This is a genomic window from Azospirillum sp. VT-I1 (assembly GCF_055698305.1).
The window spans coordinates 1003141-1024029 of the sequence record NZ_CP168800.1 but is presented as its reverse complement, the minus strand read 5'-3'; the positions used below and the strand labels follow the sequence as shown (position 1 = coordinate 1024029).

At 67.8% G+C, this 20889-nt stretch carries 20 protein-coding genes and 1 pseudogene; 9 read left to right on the top strand and 12 right to left on the bottom strand.

Annotated elements, in window-relative coordinates; translation table 11 throughout:
* Position 1 precedes the first annotated feature (1 nt).
* On the bottom strand, positions 2-454 hold the full coding sequence (locus AB8P05_RS04905; RefSeq protein WP_472759028.1) for a nucleoside deaminase: 453 nt from the start codon (positions 452-454) through the stop codon (positions 2-4).
* 105 nt (positions 455-559) lie between these two features.
* Between AB8P05_RS04905 and AB8P05_RS04900 the strand changes: the two genes are divergently transcribed.
* From AB8P05_RS04900 to oxlT, 3 genes are all read left to right on the top strand, one after another.
* Positions 560-1873, top strand: a complete 1314-nt coding sequence (locus AB8P05_RS04900) for a pseudouridine synthase (RefSeq protein ID WP_472759027.1) — start codon at positions 560-562, stop codon at positions 1871-1873.
* Positions 1854-2414 carry a 16S rRNA (guanine(966)-N(2))-methyltransferase RsmD gene (gene rsmD / locus AB8P05_RS04895; RefSeq protein ID WP_472759026.1) on the top strand — a complete coding sequence of 187 codons (561 nt, stop codon included), beginning with the start codon at positions 1854-1856 and terminating at the stop codon, positions 2412-2414. The genes AB8P05_RS04900 and rsmD overlap by 20 nt, the downstream gene beginning before the upstream one ends.
* A 661-nt stretch (positions 2415-3075) precedes the next feature.
* Positions 3076-4419 (top strand): oxalate/formate MFS antiporter, encoded by a 1344-nt coding sequence (oxlT, locus tag AB8P05_RS04890; protein ID WP_472759025.1) that lies wholly within the window; start codon positions 3076-3078, stop codon positions 4417-4419.
* Between the two features lie 105 nt (positions 4420-4524).
* Here oxlT and AB8P05_RS04885 read toward each other — a convergent pair whose 3' ends face one another.
* Positions 4525-4746, bottom strand: a complete 222-nt coding sequence (locus tag AB8P05_RS04885) for a hypothetical protein (protein ID WP_472759024.1) — start codon at positions 4744-4746, stop codon at positions 4525-4527.
* A 331-nt stretch (positions 4747-5077) separates the two neighbouring features.
* Here AB8P05_RS04885 and AB8P05_RS04880 point away from each other — a divergent pair, with 331 nt between their 5' ends.
* Positions 5078-6757 carry an alpha-amylase family protein gene (locus tag AB8P05_RS04880; protein ID WP_472759023.1) on the top strand — a complete coding sequence of 560 codons (1680 nt, stop codon included), beginning with the start codon at positions 5078-5080 and terminating at the stop codon, positions 6755-6757.
* A gap of 42 nt (positions 6758-6799) precedes the next feature.
* On the opposite strand, the gene AB8P05_RS04875 is transcribed toward AB8P05_RS04880, so the two are convergent.
* On the bottom strand, positions 6800-7237 hold the full coding sequence (locus tag AB8P05_RS04875; protein WP_472759022.1) for a winged helix-turn-helix transcriptional regulator: 438 nt from the start codon (positions 7235-7237) through the stop codon (positions 6800-6802).
* Between the two features lie 164 nt (positions 7238-7401).
* On the opposite strand from AB8P05_RS04875, the gene AB8P05_RS04870 reads away from it, so the two are divergent.
* Positions 7402-8013: an NAD(P)-dependent oxidoreductase gene (locus tag AB8P05_RS04870; RefSeq protein ID WP_472759021.1), complete on the top strand. Its 612-nt coding sequence runs from the start codon at positions 7402-7404 to the stop codon at positions 8011-8013.
* A gap of 57 nt (positions 8014-8070) precedes the next feature.
* Here the strand turns inward: AB8P05_RS04870 and AB8P05_RS04865 are convergent, their stop codons facing one another.
* The 6 genes and pseudogenes from AB8P05_RS04865 to AB8P05_RS04840 all read right to left on the bottom strand — a co-directional run bounded on the left by AB8P05_RS04865 (position 8071) and on the right by AB8P05_RS04840 (position 12295).
* Positions 8071-8445 carry a helix-turn-helix domain-containing protein gene (locus tag AB8P05_RS04865; RefSeq protein WP_472759020.1) on the bottom strand — a complete coding sequence of 125 codons (375 nt, stop codon included), beginning with the start codon at positions 8443-8445 and terminating at the stop codon, positions 8071-8073.
* A gap of 2 nt (positions 8446-8447) precedes the next feature.
* Entirely contained in the window at positions 8448-8744 is a 297-nt protein-coding gene (locus AB8P05_RS04860; protein WP_324869510.1) for a type II toxin-antitoxin system HigB family toxin, read from the bottom strand.
* Between the two features lie 2 nt (positions 8745-8746).
* On the bottom strand, positions 8747-9004 hold the full coding sequence (locus AB8P05_RS04855) for an AbrB/MazE/SpoVT family DNA-binding domain-containing protein (RefSeq protein WP_472759019.1): 258 nt from the start codon (positions 9002-9004) through the stop codon (positions 8747-8749).
* A 144-nt stretch (positions 9005-9148) separates the two neighbouring features.
* On the bottom strand, positions 9149-9817 hold the full coding sequence (locus AB8P05_RS04850; protein ID WP_472759018.1) for an L-2-amino-thiazoline-4-carboxylic acid hydrolase: 669 nt from the start codon (positions 9815-9817) through the stop codon (positions 9149-9151).
* Between the two features lie 126 nt (positions 9818-9943).
* Positions 9944-11869 (bottom strand): annotated as a pseudogene (gene mutL / locus AB8P05_RS04845) (DNA mismatch repair endonuclease MutL).
* Positions 11870-11929: 60 nt separating this feature from the next.
* A complete protein-coding gene (locus AB8P05_RS04840; protein ID WP_455172139.1) occupies positions 11930-12295 on the bottom strand; it encodes a hypothetical protein in 366 nt (121 codons plus the stop codon).
* Positions 12296-12575: 280 nt separating this feature from the next.
* On the opposite strand from AB8P05_RS04840, the gene AB8P05_RS04835 reads away from it, so the two are divergent.
* The gene (locus AB8P05_RS04835; protein ID WP_472759017.1) at positions 12576-13820 is read left to right on the top strand and encodes a DUF3095 family protein; all 1245 of its coding nucleotides are present in this window, start codon (positions 12576-12578) and stop codon (positions 13818-13820) included.
* A 16-nt stretch (positions 13821-13836) separates the two neighbouring features.
* On the opposite strand, the gene AB8P05_RS04830 is transcribed toward AB8P05_RS04835, so the two are convergent.
* A complete protein-coding gene (locus tag AB8P05_RS04830; protein ID WP_455172137.1) occupies positions 13837-14277 on the bottom strand; it encodes a YccF domain-containing protein in 441 nt (146 codons plus the stop codon).
* A gap of 271 nt (positions 14278-14548) precedes the next feature.
* On the opposite strand from AB8P05_RS04830, the gene AB8P05_RS04825 reads away from it, so the two are divergent.
* Complete coding sequence (locus AB8P05_RS04825; RefSeq protein ID WP_472759016.1) at positions 14549-15097, top strand: hypothetical protein; 549 nt, start codon at positions 14549-14551, stop codon at positions 15095-15097.
* 215 nt (positions 15098-15312) lie between these two features.
* Positions 15313-16026 (top strand): alpha/beta fold hydrolase, encoded by a 714-nt coding sequence (locus AB8P05_RS04820; protein ID WP_472759015.1) that lies wholly within the window; start codon positions 15313-15315, stop codon positions 16024-16026.
* Between the two features lie 140 nt (positions 16027-16166).
* Here AB8P05_RS04820 and AB8P05_RS04815 read toward each other — a convergent pair whose 3' ends face one another.
* Positions 16167-16838, bottom strand: coding sequence for a LuxR C-terminal-related transcriptional regulator (locus tag AB8P05_RS04815; protein ID WP_472759014.1), 672 nt, complete (start codon positions 16836-16838; stop codon positions 16167-16169).
* Between the two features lie 322 nt (positions 16839-17160).
* Entirely contained in the window at positions 17161-17841 is a 681-nt protein-coding gene (locus AB8P05_RS04810; RefSeq protein WP_472759013.1) for a LuxR C-terminal-related transcriptional regulator, read from the bottom strand.
* Between the two features lie 541 nt (positions 17842-18382).
* On the opposite strand from AB8P05_RS04810, the gene AB8P05_RS04805 reads away from it, so the two are divergent.
* Positions 18383-20764 (top strand): ATP-dependent helicase, encoded by a 2382-nt coding sequence (locus AB8P05_RS04805; RefSeq protein ID WP_472759012.1) that lies wholly within the window; start codon positions 18383-18385, stop codon positions 20762-20764.
* Positions 20765-20889 lie beyond the last annotated feature (125 nt).

Genomic DNA, 20889 nt, shown 5'->3' with positions numbered 1-20889 from the left:
TTCAGCGCCGCTGCCTGAAGAAGTCGCGCAGCAGGGCGCCCGCCCGCGTCTCGCCGATGCCGCTGTAGACCTCCGGCGCATGGTGGCAGGTGGCCTGCGTGAAGAAACGCGGGCCATGGTCCACCGCGCCGCCCTTGGGATCGTAGGCGCCGTAATAGACCCGCCGGATACGGGCGAAGCTGATCGCGGCGGCGCACAGCGCGCAGGGCTCCAGCGTCACATACAGGTCGCAGCCGGGCAGGCGGGGCTGGCCGCGGGCGGCGCAGGCTTCACGGATCGCCAGCAGTTCGGCATGGGCCGACGGGTCGCACAGCTCCTCCGTCCGGTTGCCGGCGGCGGCGAGCACGGCGCCCGTCGCCGGATCGACGACGACGGCGCCGACCGGCACCTCGCCGCGCGCGGCGGCGGCCTCGGCGGCGGCGAAGGCGAGGTCCATATAGCGGGGAGACGGCATGGCCGGGCAGGGTGCCAACCGCCCGCCGAGCGCGTCAACCGGATTCCGGTGTCCGGGCGCGGGACTCGTGTTGCGGGCGGCGCGTCCAGGCCCTATGGTCCGGCCATGGACCGCTCCGATACTGCCAAGAAATCCGATTCCGCCACCAATGGCGGTGAACGCATCGCCAAGCGACTGGCGCGCGCCGGCCTCTGCTCGCGCCGCGACGCCGAACGCTGGATCGCCGAGGGCCGCGTCGCGGTCAACAGCCGCGTGCTCGACAGCCCCGCCTGCGTGGTGCGCCCCGGCGACATCGTGCAGGTCGACGGCAAGGTCATTCCGGAGCCGGAGCCGGCCCGCCTGTGGCGCTATCACAAGCCGTCGGGGCTGGTCACCACCGCCCGCGACGAGAAGGGGCGCGAGACCGTCTTCGACCGGCTGCCGGCGGACCTGCCGCGCGTGGTCTCCATCGGCCGTCTCGACCTGACGACCGAGGGGCTGCTGCTGCTGACCAACGACGGCGAGCTGGCCCGCTTCCTGGAGCTGCCGGCCACCGGCTGGACCCGCCGCTATCGCGTGCGCGTGTTCGGCGAGGTGGACGAGAAGCAGCTGGCGGCGCTGGAGAAGGGGCCGACCATCGAAGGCGTGAAGTACGGCCCGATCGAGGCCGTGCTGGACCGCATCCAGGGCCGCAACGCCTGGCTGACCGTCAGCCTGAAGGAAGGCAAGAACCGCGAGATCCGCAAGGTGATGGAGTCGCTTGGGCTCCAGGTGAACCGGCTGATCCGCGTCGCCTACGGTCCCTTCCAGCTCGGCAAGCTGGAGGAGGGCGCCGTCGAGGAGGTGCCGAAGCGCGTCGTCCGCGAACAGATCGCCCCCTTCTTCGGCACGCCCGAAGGGGCGGAGCCCGCCGAGTCCGGCACCAAGCAGCGCGCCAAGGCGAGGGCCGATGCGGCGGTGAAGGCCGCGCCCGCCAAGACGGCGCCGACCAAGACTGCGCCGGGAAAGGCCGCAGCGGCGAAGGCCGATGCCAAGGCGGCGCCGAAGCGCGCCCCGCGCTCCGCCACCAAGCGGCACGAGGCCGAAGCCGCCCGCGCCGAAGAGGCCAAGCCCGCCCGGCGCGGCACGCTGTCGCTCGGCAAGTCGGCGACCGGTGCGGCCAAGTCCGGCCGTCCCGGCAAGCCGGAAGGCCGCGACGGCGCCAAGCCGGCCGGTCCGCGCGGCTCGAAGCCCGGCGGGTTCAAGTCCGAGGGGTTCAAGTCGGACTCTTCCCGGTCCGAGGGCGTCAGGTCCCGTGACTCCAAGCCCGCCGGCCCGAAGGGTGCCGGTCCGGGTCCGAAGGGCGGGCCGAGGTCGGGCGGCGACAGGTCCGGTGGTGACAGGTCCGGCGGCGGGGCCGGCGGACGGACGGAGCGCCCGCGTGCGGATCGTCGGCGGTAAGCACCGCGGCCGCGGTCTGGTGGCACCGGTCGGACGCGACACCCGCCCCACCACCGACCGCACCCGGCAAGCCATCTTCAACATCCTGGCCCATGCCGACTGGGCGCCCGAATTCGAGGGCGCCGCGGTCGTCGATGCCTTCTGCGGAACCGGCGCGCTGGGGCTGGAGGCCCTGTCGCGCGGAGCGTCCTGGTGCGGCTTCCTCGACATGGGCAAGCCGGCGCTGGACGCGGTGCGCGCCAATGTCGAGGCGCTGGGCGAAACCGGCAACGCACGGATCCTGCGCGCCGACGCGACGAAGCCGCCGACCGCCCCGCGGGCCTGCGGCCTCGCCTTCCTCGATCCTCCCTATGGCCAGGATCTGGCGCCGCGTGCGCTGGATGGGCTGCTGAAGGCCGGTTGGCTGGCCGACGGCGCGCTCGCCGTGGTCGAGGTGGCCGACCGCGACCCCCTGCCTCTGCCCGACGGCTTCACCGCCGTCGATGAACGCCGCTACGGCGATACCCGCGTCGCTTTCCTGACGGTCCGCCGCCCGGCCTGACCCGCGGCGGCGCACTGCGGCTCCCGTCCTTGGGGTGCCCGGCCCGCCGCCTCTCTATCCGAGTTTCATTTTTTGCGCCTGCGGCCACCGGCCGGATGGGGAAGGGCTCTGCATGTTCCAAGGCGCCCTCCGGTGTTTTTCCATCATACGGAAAGCCCAAACGGACTGTTGAGTTCCAAAACAATCCGAGCAAAAGATTATGTGTCGCCGATGCGGTTCCTCTATGGAAACGGCGGCATCTATCTATCTCCTAAGACTGCACACCCTCGTTCGAGGGGGCCGTGCAGGTACCGGCACGGCTTCTTTTTACAGGATGTGCGTCGCTTCGAGTGATCGGACACAAGAACCGATGTGGACCGAACAGGTCGAGCGGCATCGAGCGTAAGTTTTACTTGGTCAGTATGTGTGCATACGGCGTCGGACCATTCGTCCGGGTCTTTCTGTCCCCGGTTTTGGCATACCAGATTTCATATCTGGTATTCCTAAATCGGGACAATCGAACTCCGAGCGATTGTCGGCATCCGCGCCGAGTTCCGGAACGGAACCGTCAGCAAGAGCGGTCCGTCCGGGTCATTCCGCAATCGTGATTGGTGTGCCGGTCCCCGGGAGAGGGGTCGAGCCACCGGCTCAGGCAAGATCATTGGGAGGCACGATGGCTCATATGAATTCACAACCGGCGGCGGCACAGGCGCCGGTGTCCGACGCGGTCCGCTGGACGCAGATCGTCGTTGGCATCGTCTGCATGGTGGCTGCGGCCAACATCCAGTACGCCTGGACGCTGTTCGTCCCGGAAATCCAGGCGACCCACGGCTGGACGCGCGCTTCGATCCAGACCGCCTTCACCATCTTCGTCGTCGTGCAAACCTGGCTGACGCCGATCGAGGGCTACTTCATCGACAAGTACGGTCCCCGCGTGATCGTCGGCGTGGGCGGCTTCCTGACCGGCATGTCCTGGATCATCGACAGCTATGCCGGCTCGCTCAGCATGCTGTATGTCGGCTCGGCCATCGGCGGCGTCGGCGTCGGCTGCGTCTATGCCACCTGCGTCAACAACGCGCTGAAGTGGTTCCCGGAGAAGCGCGGTCTGGCGGTCGGCCTGACGGCCGGCGGCTATGGCGCCGGCTCGGCCCTCACCATCCTGCCGATCTCGGCCATGATCGCCAGCAGCGGTTACCAGGCGGCCTTCTTCTGGTTCGGCCTGCTGCAGGGTGCCATCATCATCGCCGCCGCGTTCTTCCTGCGCATGCCGCAGAAGGAGCAGGTCAAGGCCTCCACCAAGGTCGCCCAGACCCGCCGCGACTACACGCTGGGCGAAGCCGTCCGTACCCCGGTGTTCTGGGTGATGTGGGCGATGTTCATCGGCACCGTCACCGGCGGCCTGATGGCTGTGGCCCAGCTGGGCGTCATCGCCCACGACCTGGGCGTGAAGGAAGCCCCGGTCAGCATCTTCGGCCTGACCATGGCCGCTCTGCCCTTCGCCCTGATGCTGGACCGCGTGATGAACGGCATCTCCCGTCCGCTGTTCGGCTTCATCTCGGATCACATCGGCCGTGAAGCGACCATGTTCGTCGCCTTCACCCTGGAAGGTCTGGGCATCATCATGCTCAGCAAGTTCGGCCACGACCCGATGATGTTCCTGCTGCTCAGCGGCATGGTCTTCCTGGCCTGGGGCGAAGTGTACAGCCTGTTCAGCGCCACCTCGGCCGACACCTTCGGCACCAAGCATGCCGGCAAGATCTACGGCGTCCTGTACTGCGCCAAGGGTGTCGCCGCCCTGCTGGTCCCGCTGGGCAACCTGCTGATGGAAGCCACCGGCACCTGGGCCACCGTGCTCTACGTCACCGCCACCATGGACCTCACCGCCGCGGCCTGTGCGCTGCTGGTCCTGAAGCCGATGCTGGCCCGCCACCACGCCCGCAACGAAGAGCTGGCGCGCCGTGCGGAACAGGGTGAAGCCGCCCGTGCCGTCCCGGTCGGGGTGGCCACCGGCACCGCCAACGGCTGAAAAGCCGACAGGCAGGAGCGCAAGCGTAAGGGATCGGTCTGAAAGACCGGCGTAAGAAGACAGGGAACGGGCCGGGGACGCGGAAAGCGGTCCCGGTCCGTTCCGTCATTCAAGCCAGAAGGGACGATCCTCACCCTTCGTGGACCCGGGCTTCTTCTGGGGCGTCTGCTGGAAGCGGTCGGAGGTGAACAGGATCGTCTCCTCCTCCGTCTCCTCCTTCTCCGGCTCGATCACGGTGAAGCCGCCCCGGCCGCTGGCGGCCATGTAGACGGCATGACCGATCATGCCGGTCAGCGCGAGGAACAGAAGGGCCTGGGTCTCGATCATGGCGGGGCATCCTTATCGTGTGGGAGGAAGGCCAGGGGAGGGGCATCGACAGGGACAACAGCGCATGACACCGATTTGCTTCGGCCGCGGACGGGAGATTCCGGCGGTCAAGCCTGGGCCATGCTGTACCGCAACATAAGCAAACTGGCATGCCATCGCAAAAAGTTTTGCATGCCAGATACCGGGGGCCTGACCTGCAACTTTGCCGCAGTGCTACCGGCCCAAATGGTCAGTGCACCCCGCAACCAAAGTGGCCTTGCCGCTGTTGCCCCGCTGTCGCTCCCGGTCCGGGACGGCGATCGCCACCGGTATGATGCGGGACGGAACGGCCATGATCGGGGATCTCTGGTACAAGAATGCGGTGATCTACAACCTGTCGCTGGCGACCTTCATGGACGCCAACGGCGACGGCATCGGCGATTTCCAGGGGCTGCTGCGCCGGCTGGACTATCTGCACGGGCTGGGGGTGACCTGCCTGTGGCTGGGGCCGTTCCAGACCTCGCCGATGAAGGACGACGGCTATGACGTCGCCGACTACTACACGGTCGATCCGCGATACGGCACGCTGGGCGACTTCGTGGAGTTCACCCACGCCTGCGAGCAACGCGGCATCCGGGTCATCATCGATCTGGTCATCAACCACACCTCCGACCAGCATCCCTGGTTCAAGGCGGCCCGCAGCGACCCGAACAGCAAGTATCGCGACTGGTATGTCTGGTCGGACAGGAAGCCGGAGAATGCCGACACCGGCATGGTCTTTCCCGGCGTGCAGAAATCGACCTGGACCTATGACCGCGAGGCGAAGGCCTGGTACTTCCACCGCTTCTACAAATTCCAGCCCGACCTGAACACCGCCCATCCGGAGGTGCATGCCGAGCTGCTGAAGATCATGGGCTTCTGGATTCAGCTGGGCGTCGCCGGCTTCCGCATGGACGCCGTTCCCTTCATCATCGCCGAGAAGGGGCCGGACGTGACCACGCCCAAGGAACAGTTCGGCATGCTGCGCAGCTTCCGCGAATATGTGCAGTGGCGCCGCGGCGATGCCGTTCTGCTGGCGGAGGCGAACATCCTGCCGGAGGACGACCTGCATTATTTCGGGTCGGACGGCGACCGCTGCCACATGATGTTCAACTTCCAGGTCAACCAGAACCTGTTCTATGCGCTGGCCACCGCCGACACCACGCCGCTGGCCAAGGCGCTGCAGGTGACGAAGCCGCGCCCGGCCACCGCGCAATGGGGCTGCTTCCTGCGCAACCACGACGAGCTGGACCTCGGCCGCCTGAGCGAGGAGCAGCGGCAGGCCGTCTTCGCGGCCTTCGGCCCCGACAAGTCGATGCAGCTCTACGACCGCGGCATCCGGCGGCGGCTGGCGCCGATGCTGCACGACGACCGGCGGCGGATCGAGCTGGCCTACAGCCTGATGTTCACCCTGCCGGGGACGCCGGTCATCCGCTATGGCGACGAGATCGGCATGGGCGACGACCTGTCGCTGCCGGAGCGCAACTGCGCCCGCACGCCGATGCAATGGTCGGACGAGCCGCATGGCGGCTTCACCAAGTCGGACGAGCCGGAGATCCCAGTCATCAGCGGCGGGGTGTTCGGCTATCAGCGGATCAACGCCGCCGTGCAGCGCCGCGACCCCGAATCGCTGCTGAACTGGACCGAGCGCATCATCCGCATGCGCAAGGAATGCCCGGAAATCGGATGGGGCGACTTCCAAATCCTGAAGACCGGGCGGAAGCAGGTCCTGGCCCTGCGCTATGACTGGCGCAACAACGGGCTGGTCGTCCTGCACAACCTGTCGGACATGCCCTGCGAGATCGTGCTGGACGTGGAGGGCCACGGCGAGACCTGCCGGCTGGTCAACCTGCTGTCGGAGGACCACAGCGAACCCGACGCCGAGGGGCGCCACCATCTGGTGCTGGAGGCCTACGGCTACCGCTGGTTCCGGGTGGGCGGGCTGGACTATCTGCTGCGCCGGACGGAGGCGGAGGAGAAGCCCGAGAAGTGACCGGCGGCGGGGGCGGGGTGGCGGGTTTCAGGCGATCCCGGTTCAGGCGACGTCGAGGCGGGTTGGGGCGTCGCGCTCCTCGCGGTCGTAGGCGGCGCGGGCCTCCAGCATCCGGGCGATGTGGGTCTCGGCCCAGATGCGCAGGGGCACCAGCGTTTCGGCCAGCGTGGCACCCAGCGGCGTGATGGCGTATTCGACGGTGACCGGCACGGTGGCGAACGCCTTGCGGCTGACCAGCCCGTCGCGCTCCAGGCTTCTCAGGGTCTGCGACAGCATCTTCTGCGAGATGCCCTCGATCTCGCGGCGCAGCTGGTTGAAGCGCATCGGGCCGCCTTCCAGCAATCCCAGGATCAGCACCGTCCATTTGTCGGCGATGCGGTCCAGCGCCTGCCGCGTCGGACAGGCGGATACATAGGCGTCGGGCAGCTGGTCCACCTCCGACGGCTTCTTTCCGCCCAGCCCAAGCAGAGTCCTGTCCATCCGCATCCACTCCTTGAAAGGCGAGGCTCCCCGGCGGTTGCGCCCACCGGTTACGCCCACCGGTTACACTGGGGTGACCATGTCACGAAAAGGTGCCTTCTTTACACCAGATTTCCAAAGCGGCATCAAGTCACTATTGGAAACCTAGTGAGGGGACACCCGCCATGAACATCGCCATCATCGGCGCCGCCGGCCGCGCCGGCAGCCGCATCCAGGCCGAACTGCTGCGCCGCGGCCATAGCGTGACCGCCATCGTCCGCGATCCGTCCAAGGTCGCCGCCGCTCCCGGCCTGACCGTGAAGGCGGGCGACGCCAACGACGCCGCGACGCTCGCCCCGCTGCTGGCCGGTCATGACGCGGTGGTCAGCGCCGTGATGTTCCTGATGGGCGATGCCGACAGCCTGATCGGTGCGGCGAAGGCGTCGGGCGTGCCGCGCTATCTGGTGGTCGGCGGCGCCGGCAGCCTGGAGGTGGCGCCGGGCGTGCGCGTGCTCGACCTGCCGGAATTCCCCGAGATCTACAAGGCCGAGGCCACCAAGGGCGCCGAGTTCCTCGACCGCCTGAAGGCCGAGCCCGACCTGAACTGGACCTTCCTGTCGCCGTCGGCGGAGTTCGTGCTGGGCGAGCGCACGGGGAAGTTCCGGCTTGGCGACGACGCGCTTCTGGCGGACGCGAGCGGCCGCAGCTGGATCAGCTACGAGGACTTCGCCGTGGCGCTGGCCGACGAGATCGAGACGCCGAAGCACGAGCGCAAGCGGTTTACGGTGGGGTACTGAGGGGAGGCGAGCGGCGTGTTCGGAAAGGAGCGCCGCCCGCTTAGTTTGGAAAGCGCGTCAGGCCGCCCGCTGGACGGGATAGTCGCGCACCAGGATATCGACGGGGATCTTCAACCCTTCCGACAAGCGGCGGATCATCGGCAAGGTCAAGGCCCGCTTCCGGTTCAGGATTTCGGCGACACGGGCGCGGCTGCCGATCATCGGTTCCAGATCGTGCCGGGTCAGCCCGCGCTGCTCCATCATGAACTCGATGGCGCTGATCGGATCGCTCCGCGGGATCGGGTGGTTGGCTTCTTCATAAGCCTCCACCAGCATCATCAGGATTTCGAGCCGCGCACCGTCGGCGGTGCCGGGATCGGCGCCCCACAGGCGTTCGATCTCCTCCAGGGAAGCGGCGTGGTCCTCATCGGACCGGATCGGGCGGATATCCATGATTACACCGTCCTCACATCGATGGCGTCGTATTCGCGATGCGTGCCGACCCATTTCACATAAACCGTGCGATACCGGTAATCGATCCCGGCAACGAGCCGGTACTTGTTGCCGGCAATGTTGAAGACCACCCGGTCACCCACGAACGACGCCGAGCGGAATTGAGCCTTGACCGCTGCCGTATCCGGCCAATCGACATTGCGAACGACGTTGAACCAATCCGTCAACGGCGCCTCGCTGTCGCCCCGTCCGGGCTTCTCCCAATGCTCCCGCAGGGTTCGGCGTGAAATGATCCGCATGGTTAGAGTTTACAGCGCTCCCATCGTGGGAGCAAGTCAGGCGATCCATCGTCGAAGGACTCGTCCGGCAGATTGTCCGCGGTGATGCCGGCGAGCAGATCGTCCAGGGCGTAGTGTGGGACAGCCGGGCGAATGACGATCCGTCCGTCCTCAATTTCGATTTCGACCGGCGTACCTTCGGCAAAGCCGGTCTGATCGGCAATCGGTCGCGGCAGACGAAGGGCGAGACTGTTGCCCCAACGAATGACTTCGGTGCGCATGATGGGCTCCCGTCGCAGATGCGGGGACTATATGGAAGATAGATCGGGAAGTTGATGAATGCGCGTGTATGACAAGCTCATATGGTTAAGGGGTGTTGTTACGCCGCTTCCACTCGGAAAGGCGTTGAATGCGGCCTTCTATTTTCACTTGATTCGCGAGAACCGGAAATTGCAATGGCTTGCACCGCCGGCCAGCGTTTGCGTCCGTTCGAGGTGAATGCCCCGTGTGCCGTAAGCTTCAAAATCCAGTCCGCAAATGTGGGTTAGAATTGCCTCATCACCATATCGTCTGGCAAACTTGCAAAAGCCGCATTCCTTGTAATCGATGCCGAACTCGAAATTATCTCCTGGACCGGGTTCGATAAAATCATAGACAAAGTCCTCTGCGTACTCCCGTTTGTGGCTCTTCTCTGCCTGCTCGCCCATAAGAGCTTGATTTTCCGGAGACATAAATTGATGTCCCGACGCTAGGCGTTCCTCCTCCGGGATGGTCAGCAGCTGGGCCTTATAGCTTTCTCGTTCGATATCGCCGATTACGGCGGGCGCAACGCCATGCCGATGAAGTACGCGCCCGATTGCCATGAAACCCAGTAAACGCATGAAAAAGTCCGTCATGCGACTGGCGGAACCGCCGACATAAGGCATCTGGACGAGCACGACTTCAAACTCGTCCATCACCTCTTGCTTGATTTTATCGGTATCCGAGAGCTGCGCGTTCTCGCGCAACATTGTCTCGGCAAGATCGAGGCGCTGACGCAAGGCGCCCTCCATCGCATCACGATGAGCCAGATAAAAGGGATGAATGTCAGCCATGAGCTTCCCCCATCTGCAAAGCAAAATTTTCCTGTATGAACTTGGTCTAGATTACTCCGGCCTACACGTGGAGAGTTGCAACAGGTCCGTCACTTTCACAATGCGGACTTTGGTTGGGCTATTCCCCTACCTCCGCCCAAACAGCCTCTCGATATCCGCCAGCTTCAGCTCCACATAGGTCGGCCGCCCGTGGTTGCATTGCCCACTGTGCGGAGTCGCTTCCATCTGCCGCAGCAGCGCGTTCATCTCGTCGACGCTGAGCGTGCGGCCGGCGCGGACGGACCCGTGGCAGGCCATGGTCGCGCAGACCTCCTCCAGCCGCTCCTTCAGGGACAGGGCATCGCCCAGTTCGGACAGTTCCTCGGCTAGGTCGCGGATCAGGTTCTTCACGTCGGACTGGCCGAGCAGGGCCGGAACCTCGCGCACCATGACGCAGCCGTGGCCGAAGCCCTCGATCACCAGACCCAGCTCGGCCAGTTCGGCGCTGCGGGCCAGCAGGCGGTTGGCGGAGGGCTCGTCCAGCTCGATCAGTTCGGGGATCAGCAGGGCCTGGCGCTTGACCCCGCCTTCCAGAAGGGCGGTCTTCATCCGCTCATAGACCAGCCGTTCATGGGCGGCGTGCTGGTCAACGATGACGATGCCCTCGCGGGTCTGCGCCACGATGTAGGTGGTGTGGACCTGCGCCCGCGCCGCACCCAGCGGGTGGCTGTCGGGCGGCGGCTCTGGCTTGTGGGCGGACGGGTCGGGGGTGCGGTATTCCGGCGGGCGGGCCGAGGGGGCGAAGCCGTTGCCGAAGCCGCTGAGGCGGCCCTGCAGCGGCGGCAGGCCGGTCTGGGTCGGCGCCTGGAAGGCGGCGGAGCGCTCCGCCAGACCGCGCGGCACGGCGGCCGGCGTGTAGGAGCCGCCCCAGCTTCCGCCCGACCCGCCACCGCCCGACCGGCCGTAGGGCAGGGGGAGGGGGTGAAGCCGCCATCCCTTTGGCCGTCGGTCTCTCCCGCCGATTCGGGCCGCAGGGCGCCCAGCGTGGCGAGGCCGACGGTGGTGGAGGCGCGGTGGCCGGCCTCGGCCAGGGCGTGCTTCAGCGATCCGACGATCAGGCCGCGCACCAGACCCTGGTCGCGGAAGCGCACCTCGGCCTTGGCCGGGTGGACGTTCACGTCGACCTCCTGCGGGTCGATGTCGAGGAACAGGGCCAGCATCGGGTGGCGGTCGCGCGGCAGGAAATCGGCATAGGCGGCGCGGACCGCACCCACCATCAGCTTGTCGCGCACCGGGCGGCCGTTGACGAACAGATGCTGGTGCTTGGCGGTCGGGCGGTGCAGGGTGGGCAGGCCGATCCAGCCGGCCAGCGTCACGCCCTCGCGCGCCGCCGTCACCGGCACGGCGTTCTCCTGGAAATCGCGGCCCATCAGCGCGCCCAGCCGGGTCAGCCGGGCATCCAGCAGGTCGCCCTGCGCCGCACTCAGCCGCAGGCCGCCGCGCCCGCCGTCGCTGAGCGTGAAGGCGACGCCGGGATGGGCCATCGCCAGACGTTCCAGGCAATCGGCGATGTGGTCGTATTCGGTGCGCGACGCCTTGAGGAACTTCAGTCGGGCAGGCACGGCGGCGAACAGGTCGCGCACCTCGATCCGCGTGCCCTGGGCCAGCGCCGCCGGCTGCGGCGACCCCTTGGCCCCGGCATCGACCGTCAGGCTCCAGGCGCTGTCGGCACCGCGGGCGCGGCTGGTGATGGTCAGGCAGCTGACGGCGCCGATGGACGGCAGCGCCTCCCCGGAAACCGAGGGAGCGGATGTCGAGCAGGTCATCGCCCGGCAGCTTGGAGGTGGCATGGCGTTCGACCGCCAGCACCAGCTCGTCCGCGGTCATGCCGCAACCGTCGTCGGTGACGGCGATCAGCGACTTGCCGCCATCGCGCGCGACCACGTCGATGCGGGTGGCGCCGGCGTCGATGGCGTTCTCCACCAACTCCTTCACGGCGGCGGCGGGACGTTCGACCACCTCGCCGGCGGCGATGCGGTTGACGAGCGTTTCAGGGAGAAGACGGATCGGCATGCCCATAGATATAGTGGCAGCCGGCGTTCGGCACCACCATCTTCGGGCGCGATTGCGGCATTACAGCCCCTTCAGCGCCTTCAGATATTCGATCAGCTTGCGTTCGTAGAAGGGCTGGGGCGACTGGAAGCGGGCGACCAGCCCGGCCTCCTCCGTCAGCTTCACCACCATGCCGATGCAGGACACGTCCACTGGATCGCCGCCGAGGTCGAACTGCAGGCGGAAATCGAACTTCTGCTTGGCGATCAGGTCGCCGTCATAGGGGCGGATGCGGAAGGAGCCGAGGACGAACTCCTCCGGTACATATTCGTGGTGGTCGATGACGATCGTCGGCGGCGCGGACGGACGCTCCCTCTGCGGTCCGGCGCTGGATTTCGCGTCGCCGGACGCTTTGTTGCCCCCGGAAAAAATCGACAGCCAAGACATGAAGAGCGATGTCCCCTCGTTCCGGAAGCCTGAAACCACACCGACATTTTCCGACAGTTTCGGGGGCATATCCTTTAGTAACGGTTAATGACGTAAGCATCGGTTACAGCGCGGAAATTTTCGCACTGCAAACTCGCTCATGCGGCAATGATGCGCCCGACAATCGGGGGCCACCGCTCTGCCGCGACGGCCAGGGCCATGCTAGGGTGAGCGCCGAGCGGCCGGCTCCGGCCAGCGCCGGTCCCCGATCATGGCCGTCCCAGACAGCGGAGGTGCCCCCATGCCTCTATTGCCGGTGATTCGCGATTTCGCCGCCGAAGCCTCGGACCCCCGACATTATGCAAGGCTGGGCGAAGGCTGGTCGCTGGCGGTCGCCGACGTCACCGGCAGCACCCGGCTGGCCGGGCAGGGGCGCCACCGCGACGTGAACTTCGTCGCGGCCGGGGTGGTCGCCGTGCTGTCCGACGCGGTGCGGCTGGAGGGGGAGCCGGCGGCCTGCCAGTTCGGCGGCGACGGCGCCATCGCCGCGGTCCCGCCGGGGCGGGAGGATGCGGCGGGGGCGGCCCTGTCGGCCCTTGCCCACTGGTCGGCGGAGGTGATGGACGTGCCGCTGCGCGTCGGTCTGGTGCCGGTGGGGGCCCTGCTCGACCGCGGGCTGGAGGTTCTGGCCGCCCTGCAGGATGTCGGCAACGGCAACAGCTTCGGCCTGTTCCTGGGCGCCGGGGTGGTGGCCGCCGACGCCTGGGTGAAGGAGGATGCGCGCTGGCGCTTGCCCCCGCGGCCGGGGCCTCTGCCGGGGCTGGAGGCGGTGTCCTGCCGCTGGAACCCGGTGCCGCCGCGCCGCGGCACGGTGCTGTGCGTCATCGTCGATGCGGTCGAGCCCGGGGCGGCGGGTCTGCTGGAACTGGCCCGCGTCCAGCGCGCCATCGAGGCCATCGTGCCGACGGCCGGCGCTGCCCCGCTCGGCGGCGGCGAAGGTCTGGAGGCGCGCTGGCCGCCGGCCTGGCGCTCGCTGTGGATGGAGGCGCGGGGCGATCGGGACGGGGATGCGGCGGGGCCGGCGGCGCGCGCCGGCAGGGTGGTGAAGGCGCTGGCCGGGTCGGGCCTGCTCGCCCTGCTGCTGAGGATGGGATGGACGCTGCGCGGCTTCGATCCCGAGATCTACCGCAGCCGGATGGCGGAGCGCACCGACTTCCGCAAGTCGGCGGGCGGGCCGCGGCTGGTGCTGGACGTGACGGAGGCGGAGGCCGACGCGATCGAGGAGCTGCTCGCCCGTGCCGCCGGCGCCGGTTCGATCCGCTACGGCACCGCGCGGGCCGATGCCACCACGGTGACCTGTCTGGTCGGCGACGTCATGGCCGACCGCCATGTCCATTTCGTCGACGGCGCCGGGCTGGGCTTCTGGCGCGCCTCGGTGATGCTGAAGGCCATGAAGGCCCGGGAGGCCGGCGGCGCGGCGGCGGAGCCGGGAGCCGCTGCCGCCTTGCCGGCCCCCGACCCAATCCCGGCCCCGGCTGGGCGCTGAGGCCGGGGGCGAAGCGTCAGATCCGGCCGAGCATGCGGCGGCGGTCGGCGTTCTCGGCCGGCACGATCTCGGTCCCGACCGGCCAGAGGGCGAGCAGCGCCAGCTTCAGATGCGCCCAGGCGAAGGGCAGGCCGATGATGGTGATGGCAAGGCCCACCGCGGCGATCAGATGCCCGGCGGCCAGCCACCAGCCGGCCAGCACGAACCACACCACGTTTCCGATGAAGCCCAGCGCGCCGGTGCCCATGTCTTCGCGCCCGCGGAACTCATCCCGCCGTACGGCGGTTTGTCCAAAGGGAAGCAAGGTGTAATGGGCGATGGTCAGGGCGGACCGGGCCCAGGGCAGGCCGATGATGGACAGAGCCATCAGGACCGCGGCCAGGAGCCAGCCGAGCGCCATCCAGATGCCGCCCGTGACCAACCACAGCACATTGAGGAGAAGACTGAGCAGAGGCATGACACGAACCCTCCCTTTCGCCGCAGATGTGGGGACGGCCCCCGCCGCGGACCAGAGGGGCGGCTTTCGATTGCGGGAACCGCCACGAAGATGGGGCACCCCGTCCGGCGGCGCGAAAGAGAGGGAGGTTCATGCAATCCGTGCCTTGAACCGGATCCATCGGGTCCACAGATCCGGAACAGGCATCATGACGACGAGTCCGGACGGGTCCATCCGCCGGCAGCACCGCCGGCGGGCCGCTCGCATCCGGACCATACGGATCGGAGGCCGCATGAACGAGGCTTTGAACACCGACCCCGGCGCCGATGCGCCGAACATGCCGCGTGAGGGCGAATCGCTGTCGCCGGTGGTCGCCGCCATCCTCGGCACCGCCGTCGCGGCGGCGACCAAGCGCGGCAGCGGCGGCGACGTCGTCCGCGGGCTGATCGCCGGCCTGCGCGTCCTGCGCGCCACCGTCGAGGAGGAGGCCGGCTACACCATGGCCGCCGCGGTCGACAACGCCATCCGCACCCGCCTGCTGGCCGACAACCTCTCTCGCCTGCGCGTGAGCGGGGAGAAGCCGCAGGCCATCCCGCTGCCCGATCCCGGGCCGGGCACCAGCGCCGCCGCCGCCATCTTCGAGAGCGCGGCCGAGTCCTGCCTGACCGTCAACGCCCATGCCGAGGACAACGGGCCGCTGGAGCACGCGGTCTTCGCCTTCACAGCGCAGTTGCTGCAACAGCTGGGCGGGGCGCCGGAATGGCGGAGTCTGGCCGGCGAGCTGCGCCGCCCGATGGCGGTTGCCCCGGACGGCGAGGATGTGGAGGTGACGCTGCATTGAGCCGTTGCGAAGAGCGCCGGCAAGTAATGGAATTTGGTTTGCTTTTGAGCCGTTTCGGCGGCGGCTGAAACCTTTTGCGGGCAAGGCGGCCTCCAGGGCCGCGTTAAGGGTTTTGCCCGATTTATCGTACGGGACGACTTGCGTTCGGCTTCGTTAGGGTTGGGTTCGGCGGTGGGAACGTCCCATCGCAAACGCCAGCACCGGGGAACCCGAACGTGTCCTTTCACACCCAGCCCTCCACCGTCCGCAGCGGACGGGCAGAGTCCGTCCGCGTCCCGGTGACCGGCACGGCACCGGACCGGATGGATGCCCGGAAGGATGCCCAGTTCGACGTCGGGACGGCCTGCGATCGGGCGGGCGATCCGTTGGGCCGGCGGGTGATCTTCCTCCATCCCGGAAAGGGCGCCTGGTGGCGCCTGCTCGACCATGTGCCGGCGGGCCAGGAATGGCTGACCTTGCCCGCCTCCGCGGCGGCGCGGCTCTCGCCGCTGCTGGTGGAGCGCGGCGGCCGGCGGCCGGTGCTGGTGGCCAGCGCGGCGACGGCGCCGCTCGCCATCGTCGCGGCGCTGGATTTCCCGGATCAGGTCGGCGGCGTGATGATCGTCGACGACGTCGGCGCCGATTCGCCGCTGCGCCGGCATTGGAACGCCCTGTCCGCCCGTTTCGGCCGGCCGCGGCCGCGCGACCTAACAGACCGTCTGGGCGAACTGGAGGCGGAACTGCCGGCGGTGCGCGTGCCGGTGACCCTCATGCAGGGAAGCGAACCGGCGGAGCTGTTTGCCCGGCTGGAGAGCCGGCTGACCGGCTGCCGGACGCTGACCGTCGTCGCAGTGCCGTCCGCCGCCGCCGTCCGCCCGCGCACCCATGCCGCCGAACTGCGCGGCGCCCTGCTGGCCCTGGTCTCCGCGGTGGAGCGGGCGCAGCGGTAGGGAGCGCTTGCGCTAAGGGAGACACCTTCCGGTCGTCATTCCCGCGAAGGCGGAAACCAGCCGGCTGAGCGGCTGAACCGTGAGGTCTCATGGATCCCCGCCTTCACGGGGATGATCGTGGAAGAGTAACGCTTAGGGGGTCACAGGCTCTGCGCCGTCAGCGCGGCCTGGGTGCGGTTGCGCACGCCCAGATGTCGCAGGATGGCGGTGACATGGACCTTCACCGTCCCTTCCGTCAGCCCCAGCTCGTGGGCGATCTGCTTGTTGGACTTGCCGTCGCGCAGGCGGGCCAGAACGTCGCGCTGGCGCGGCGTCAGCTGGTCGCCGCTGCCGTTGCCGAGCGCCGCGGTGTCGTCCAGCGGCTCGCCCGCGCTGCTGCCGCCGTAGCCGCCGTGCGTCTGGTCGAGACGGTCGCCGCCGCGGATCGCCTGTTCGGGAAGATAGATGCCGCCGGCGAGCACCAGTTGCAGGGCACCCAGCAGCACCTTGGCGCTTGAGGATTTCGGGATGTAGCCGGCCGCACCGTTCTCCAGCGCGGCCAGGAGGTCGGAGCGCTTCTCCGATCCCGACACCACCACCAGCAGGGCCTTGGGCAGGCCGGCATGGATGTCGCCCAGCGCGGAGAAACCGGTCCAGCCCGGCATTCCGAGATCGAGCAGGATCAGGTCGAAGGGCCGCGTCCCGTCGCAGAGCGCCCGCACCTCGTCATAGGTGCTGGCCTCGAAAAACGTCATGTCGGCGTCGAATTGCGCCAGCAGGCGGCGCAGACCGTCTCGGAACAACAGGTGATCGTCGGCGATCAGCACGTTCATCGCGGGCATTTCCAAGGAGGGTTGCGGCGATGGCACACCGGGATGGCGTCATCGGCCCGGACGTTCACATAGGCATGGTCATTCTGGCGCTGTAGTTCGCTTTTGGTCTTAGACCGCTTCCTCTATGCCCGTGCCTTTCGCGTCCGCGCCGGGTCGCGTCCGCATCGGGGCGGTCAGCCGGTCCTGCGGCCCGAATCGGAAAACGGCACCGCGCCGCTCCGCCGACCGCCGGCCCCGGATGGAAGGGGCGGGCGGCCGGGACGGAAAGCGGGCGAGACCTTGCGAAACGCTGGGCTGCGCGAAACGCCGGGCAGCGAGGAAATCAGACGGTGGCGGCGACGCCGGTCTCGGCGGCCTGGTCGCCGATGCCGTTGTTCAGCGCCCAGATGGCGGCCTGGGTGCGGTTCGACGCGTTGATCTTGCGCAGCAGGCTCTTCAGGTGAACCTTCACGGTGGCTTCCGTGATGTTCAGGTGGTTGGCGATCATCTTGTTGCTGTTGCCGTTCAGCAGGCAGCGCAGGATCTGCACCTCGCGCTGCGACAGGCCCTTGCGGCGGGTCGGCAGCTCGGCGCCCATGTCCTCGGTGCGGCCGTTGACCAGCAGCTCGGCCAGATGGGTCGGGAACACCTTCTCGCCCATCATCACCAGCTTCAGCGACTGCATCAGCGCCTCGCAGGCGATGTCCTTCAGCAGGTAGCCGCCGGCGCCGGCGCCCAGCGCGCCCGACAGGCGGCGGGTGTCCAGGTCGTTGGTCAGAATGACGATCTTGATCGACGGATGGCCTTCGCGCAGCGTGCGCATCGCCTCGACTTCCTCGTCGGCACCGCTCGGCAGATCGATCAGGATCAGGTCGGGGGTGCTGCCGGTGCCGAGCGCCGTCAGGCCCTCGCGCAGGGTGCCGGCTTCGCCGACGACGTTGAAGGACGTGCCTTCGAACAGGCGCTTCATGCCCTCACGGAAAAGCTTGTTGGCATCGATGAGGAAAACGTTGATGGCATCCATGGTCTCAGCCCGCCTTTTGTTCCGTTCCGATCAAAGTTGCGCCGAATGGCGCTTCCGGGGCATCCCCGACCGCCGCTCCCGCGTCCGGCCCGCTTCCCCCTCAGGGTGTGGGGTGCCTCGTTGTGATCCATAGATACCCCCGATTTGCGCGGCGCAAAATTTCGCTTAGGTAAATTTCGCGTCGAGCAATGGGCATATGCCGTAAGACCGCATAAGACAAGATGCGGACATAATTCGAACTTTGATGGTCGGGTGGAATAACGGACTGTGACAGAAAAGGGGAAATCGTTAACCGCCGCCCTCTGACTTGGTCATGTTTCTCGGATGCAATATGGCGGGACTTCGGCGCTGGCCGGCATAGGCCGCGTGAGAATTGTGCCCCTGTCCGATGGGTGGAGTCCTATGTCCTGAACATCCGCCCTACGGCCTAGGCTTGGCCGCCCGGCGGCGCATTCCCGAACGGGGACGCCGCCTCGCGCGGGGTTCGTGCCGGGGCGCCCTGTGCTATATACGTTCCGACCGCAAGACAGCATTCCCATGCTTGAGCCGATTTTTCTTCTTTTCCCCAAGCCGGGCCGCCCATGTCAGACGCGTACGACGACGATCCGTTGAGCCATGCCGCTCCCCCGCCGCCGCTTCGGCCGGGGGCTTTCCAAGCGCGGCGCAGCGCTTCGCCTATCTGGACGGGCTGAACCCGACCCAGCGGGCGGCGGTGGAGGCGCTGGACGGGCCGGTGCTGGTCCTGGCGGGTGCGGGCACCGGCAAGACGCGGGTGCTGACCACCCGGCTCGCCCATCTGCTGATGACCCGCCGCGCCGCGGCCTTCCAGATCCTGGCGGTGACCTTCACCAACAAGGCGGCCCGCGAGATGCGCGAGCGCGTCGCCCATCTGGTGGGGATCGAGCCGGAGGGCTGGTGGCTGGGCACCTTCCACGCGCTGGCCGCGCGCATCCTGCGCCGCCATGCCGAGCTGGTCGGGCTGAAGTCGAACTTCACCATCCTCGACACCGACGACCAGGTGCGGCTGATCAAGCAACTGCTGGAAGCCGAGAACATCGATTCCAAGAAATGGCCGGCCCGGCAGGTTCTGGGCGCCATCGAGCGCTGGAAGGACCGCGGCCTGACCCCCGACCGGCTGGGCGACGCCGACGGCGGCGACGTGGCCGGCGGCCGGGTGGTGGCGATCTACCGCGCCTATCAGGAACGCCTGCGCACGCTGAACGCCTGCGACTTCGGTGACCTGCTGCTGCACAACCTCGCCATCTTCCAGAACAATCCGGACGTGCTGGCGGAGTATCACCGCAAGTTCAAGTATGTGCTGGTGGATGAATATCAGGACACCAACGTCGCTCAGTATTTGTGGCTTAGAATACTGTCGCAAGCTCACAAGAATATTTGTTGTGTCGGTGACGAGGATCAGTCGATCTACGCCTGGCGCGGTGCGGAGATCGGCAACATCCTGCGTTTCGAGACCGATTTCCCCGGCGCCACCATCATCAAGCTGGAGCAGAACTACCGCTCCACCGGCCATATCCTGGCGGCGGCATCCGGGCTGATCGCCAACAACCAGGGGCGTCTCGGCAAGACGCTGTGGACCGAGGCCGACGGCGGCGAGCCGGTCAAGGTCAAGGCGGTGTGGGACGGCGAGGAGGAGGCGCGCTGGGTCGGCGAGGAGATCGAGACGCTGCAGCGTAAGGGAACGCCGCTGTCGCAGATCGCCGTGCTGGTCCGCGCCGGCTTCCAGACCCGTGAGTTCGAGGAACGCTTCATCACGCTCGGCCTGCCTTACAAGGTGCTGGGCGGTCCGCGCTTCTACGAGCGGCAGGAAATCCGCGACGCGATGGCCTATTTCCGCGTGGTCAATTCCGGCGACGACGACCTCGCCTTCGAGCGCATCGTCAACCTGCCCAAGCGCGGCGTCGGTCCGGCCGCCATGCAGACCCTCTACACCGCGGCCCGCGCGCAAGGCATTTCGCTGACCGAGGCCGGCTGGGCGCTGACCGAGACGGACGAGCTGAAGCCGAAGCTGCGCGCCACCCTGCGCGGGCTGCTGCAGGACTTCTTCCGCTGGCGGACCCTGATGGCGACGGTGCCGCACACCGAGCTTGCCCGCACCATCCTGGACGAGTCCGGCTACACCCGCATGTGGCAGGAGGACAAGACGCCCGAGGCACCCGGCCGGCTGGAGAACCTGAAGGAACTCATCACCGCCATGGCGGAGTTCGAGAACCTGCCGGGCTTCCTGGAGCATGTCGCCCTGGTGATGGAGAATGCCGAGGCCGCCGGGATCGAGCAGGTCACGGTGATGACGCTGCACGGCGCCAAGGGGCTGGAGTTCGACCATGTCTTCCTGCCGGGCTGGGAGGAGGGCGTGTTCCCCAACCAGCGCGCGCTGGACGAGACCGGCATCGCCGGGCTGGAGGAGGAGCGGCGGCTGGCCTATGTCGGCCTGACCCGCGCGCGCCGCCGCGCCTATGTCAGCCATGCCGCCAACCGCCGCCTCTACGGCAACTGGGTCAGCGCCGTGCCGTCCCGCTTCGTCGAGGAAATCCCGCAGGACAATGTGGAGGCCGAGGCCGCCAACGGCCTGTTCGCCGGCAGCGGCGGGCGCGGCAGCTTCGGCGGAGGATTCGGCGGCGGGGCGGGGGGCTATGGCGGGGGCGCCGGCGGCTTCCAGTTCCGCGGCTCCACCCGGCAGGCACCGGCGCCCAAGACCATCACGCTGGACCAGGGCGCCTATGCGGTGGCGCCCCGGCCGCGGCCCGATGCGCCCTTCGCCAAGGGGGCGCGCGTGTTCCACCAGAAATTCGGTTACGGTACCGTCACCGCGGTGGCGGAGGACAAGCTGGAGATCGACTTCGACCACTCCGGTGCCAAGAAGGTGATGGACAGCTTCGTCGTCCCCGCCGACAAGGCGGGGTGACGGGACGGGGCAGGGGACGGGGCAGGACCGGCTGACGGTTTGCCGCACTGTGACGGCCGTCACAGCGGCGGCCCCCGCCGCCGGCCAGTATTGCAGCATTGCAACGGAGCCGGAGGTCGTCCGCC

What these genes read in the sequence shown, in the direction of transcription:
- AB8P05_RS04825 (WP_472759016.1), top strand. Translation starts at nt 14,549, where the DNA reads ATGAACGAGGCTTTGAACACCGACCCCGGCGCCGATGCGCCGAACATG.
- AB8P05_RS04900 (WP_472759027.1), top strand. Translation starts at nt 560, where the DNA reads ATGGACCGCTCCGATACTGCCAAGAAATCCGATTCCGCCACCAATGGC.
- AB8P05_RS04860 (WP_324869510.1), bottom strand. Translation starts at nt 8,744, where the DNA reads ATGCGGATCATTTCACGCCGAACCCTGCGGGAGCATTGGGAGAAGCCC.
- AB8P05_RS04865 (WP_472759020.1), bottom strand. Translation starts at nt 8,445, where the DNA reads ATGGATATCCGCCCGATCCGGTCCGATGAGGACCACGCCGCTTCCCTG.
- AB8P05_RS04810 (WP_472759013.1), bottom strand. Translation starts at nt 17,841, where the DNA reads ATGGATGCCATCAACGTTTTCCTCATCGATGCCAACAAGCTTTTCCGT.
- AB8P05_RS04830 (WP_455172137.1), bottom strand. Translation starts at nt 14,277, where the DNA reads ATGCCTCTGCTCAGTCTTCTCCTCAATGTGCTGTGGTTGGTCACGGGC.
- AB8P05_RS04835 (WP_472759017.1), top strand. Translation starts at nt 12,576, where the DNA reads ATGCCTCTATTGCCGGTGATTCGCGATTTCGCCGCCGAAGCCTCGGAC.
- AB8P05_RS04875 (WP_472759022.1), bottom strand. Translation starts at nt 7,237, where the DNA reads ATGGACAGGACTCTGCTTGGGCTGGGCGGAAAGAAGCCGTCGGAGGTG.
- AB8P05_RS04905 (WP_472759028.1), bottom strand. Translation starts at nt 454, where the DNA reads ATGCCGTCTCCCCGCTATATGGACCTCGCCTTCGCCGCCGCCGAGGCC.
- AB8P05_RS04880 (WP_472759023.1), top strand. Translation starts at nt 5,078, where the DNA reads ATGATCGGGGATCTCTGGTACAAGAATGCGGTGATCTACAACCTGTCG.
- oxlT (WP_472759025.1), top strand. Translation starts at nt 3,076, where the DNA reads ATGAATTCACAACCGGCGGCGGCACAGGCGCCGGTGTCCGACGCGGTC.
- AB8P05_RS04855 (WP_472759019.1), bottom strand. Translation starts at nt 9,004, where the DNA reads ATGCGCACCGAAGTCATTCGTTGGGGCAACAGTCTCGCCCTTCGTCTG.
- AB8P05_RS04870 (WP_472759021.1), top strand. Translation starts at nt 7,402, where the DNA reads ATGAACATCGCCATCATCGGCGCCGCCGGCCGCGCCGGCAGCCGCATC.
- AB8P05_RS04885 (WP_472759024.1), bottom strand. Translation starts at nt 4,746, where the DNA reads ATGATCGAGACCCAGGCCCTTCTGTTCCTCGCGCTGACCGGCATGATC.
- AB8P05_RS04815 (WP_472759014.1), bottom strand. Translation starts at nt 16,838, where the DNA reads ATGAACGTGCTGATCGCCGACGATCACCTGTTGTTCCGAGACGGTCTG.
- AB8P05_RS04850 (WP_472759018.1), bottom strand. Translation starts at nt 9,817, where the DNA reads ATGGCTGACATTCATCCCTTTTATCTGGCTCATCGTGATGCGATGGAG.
- AB8P05_RS04840 (WP_455172139.1), bottom strand. Translation starts at nt 12,295, where the DNA reads ATGTCTTGGCTGTCGATTTTTTCCGGGGGCAACAAAGCGTCCGGCGAC.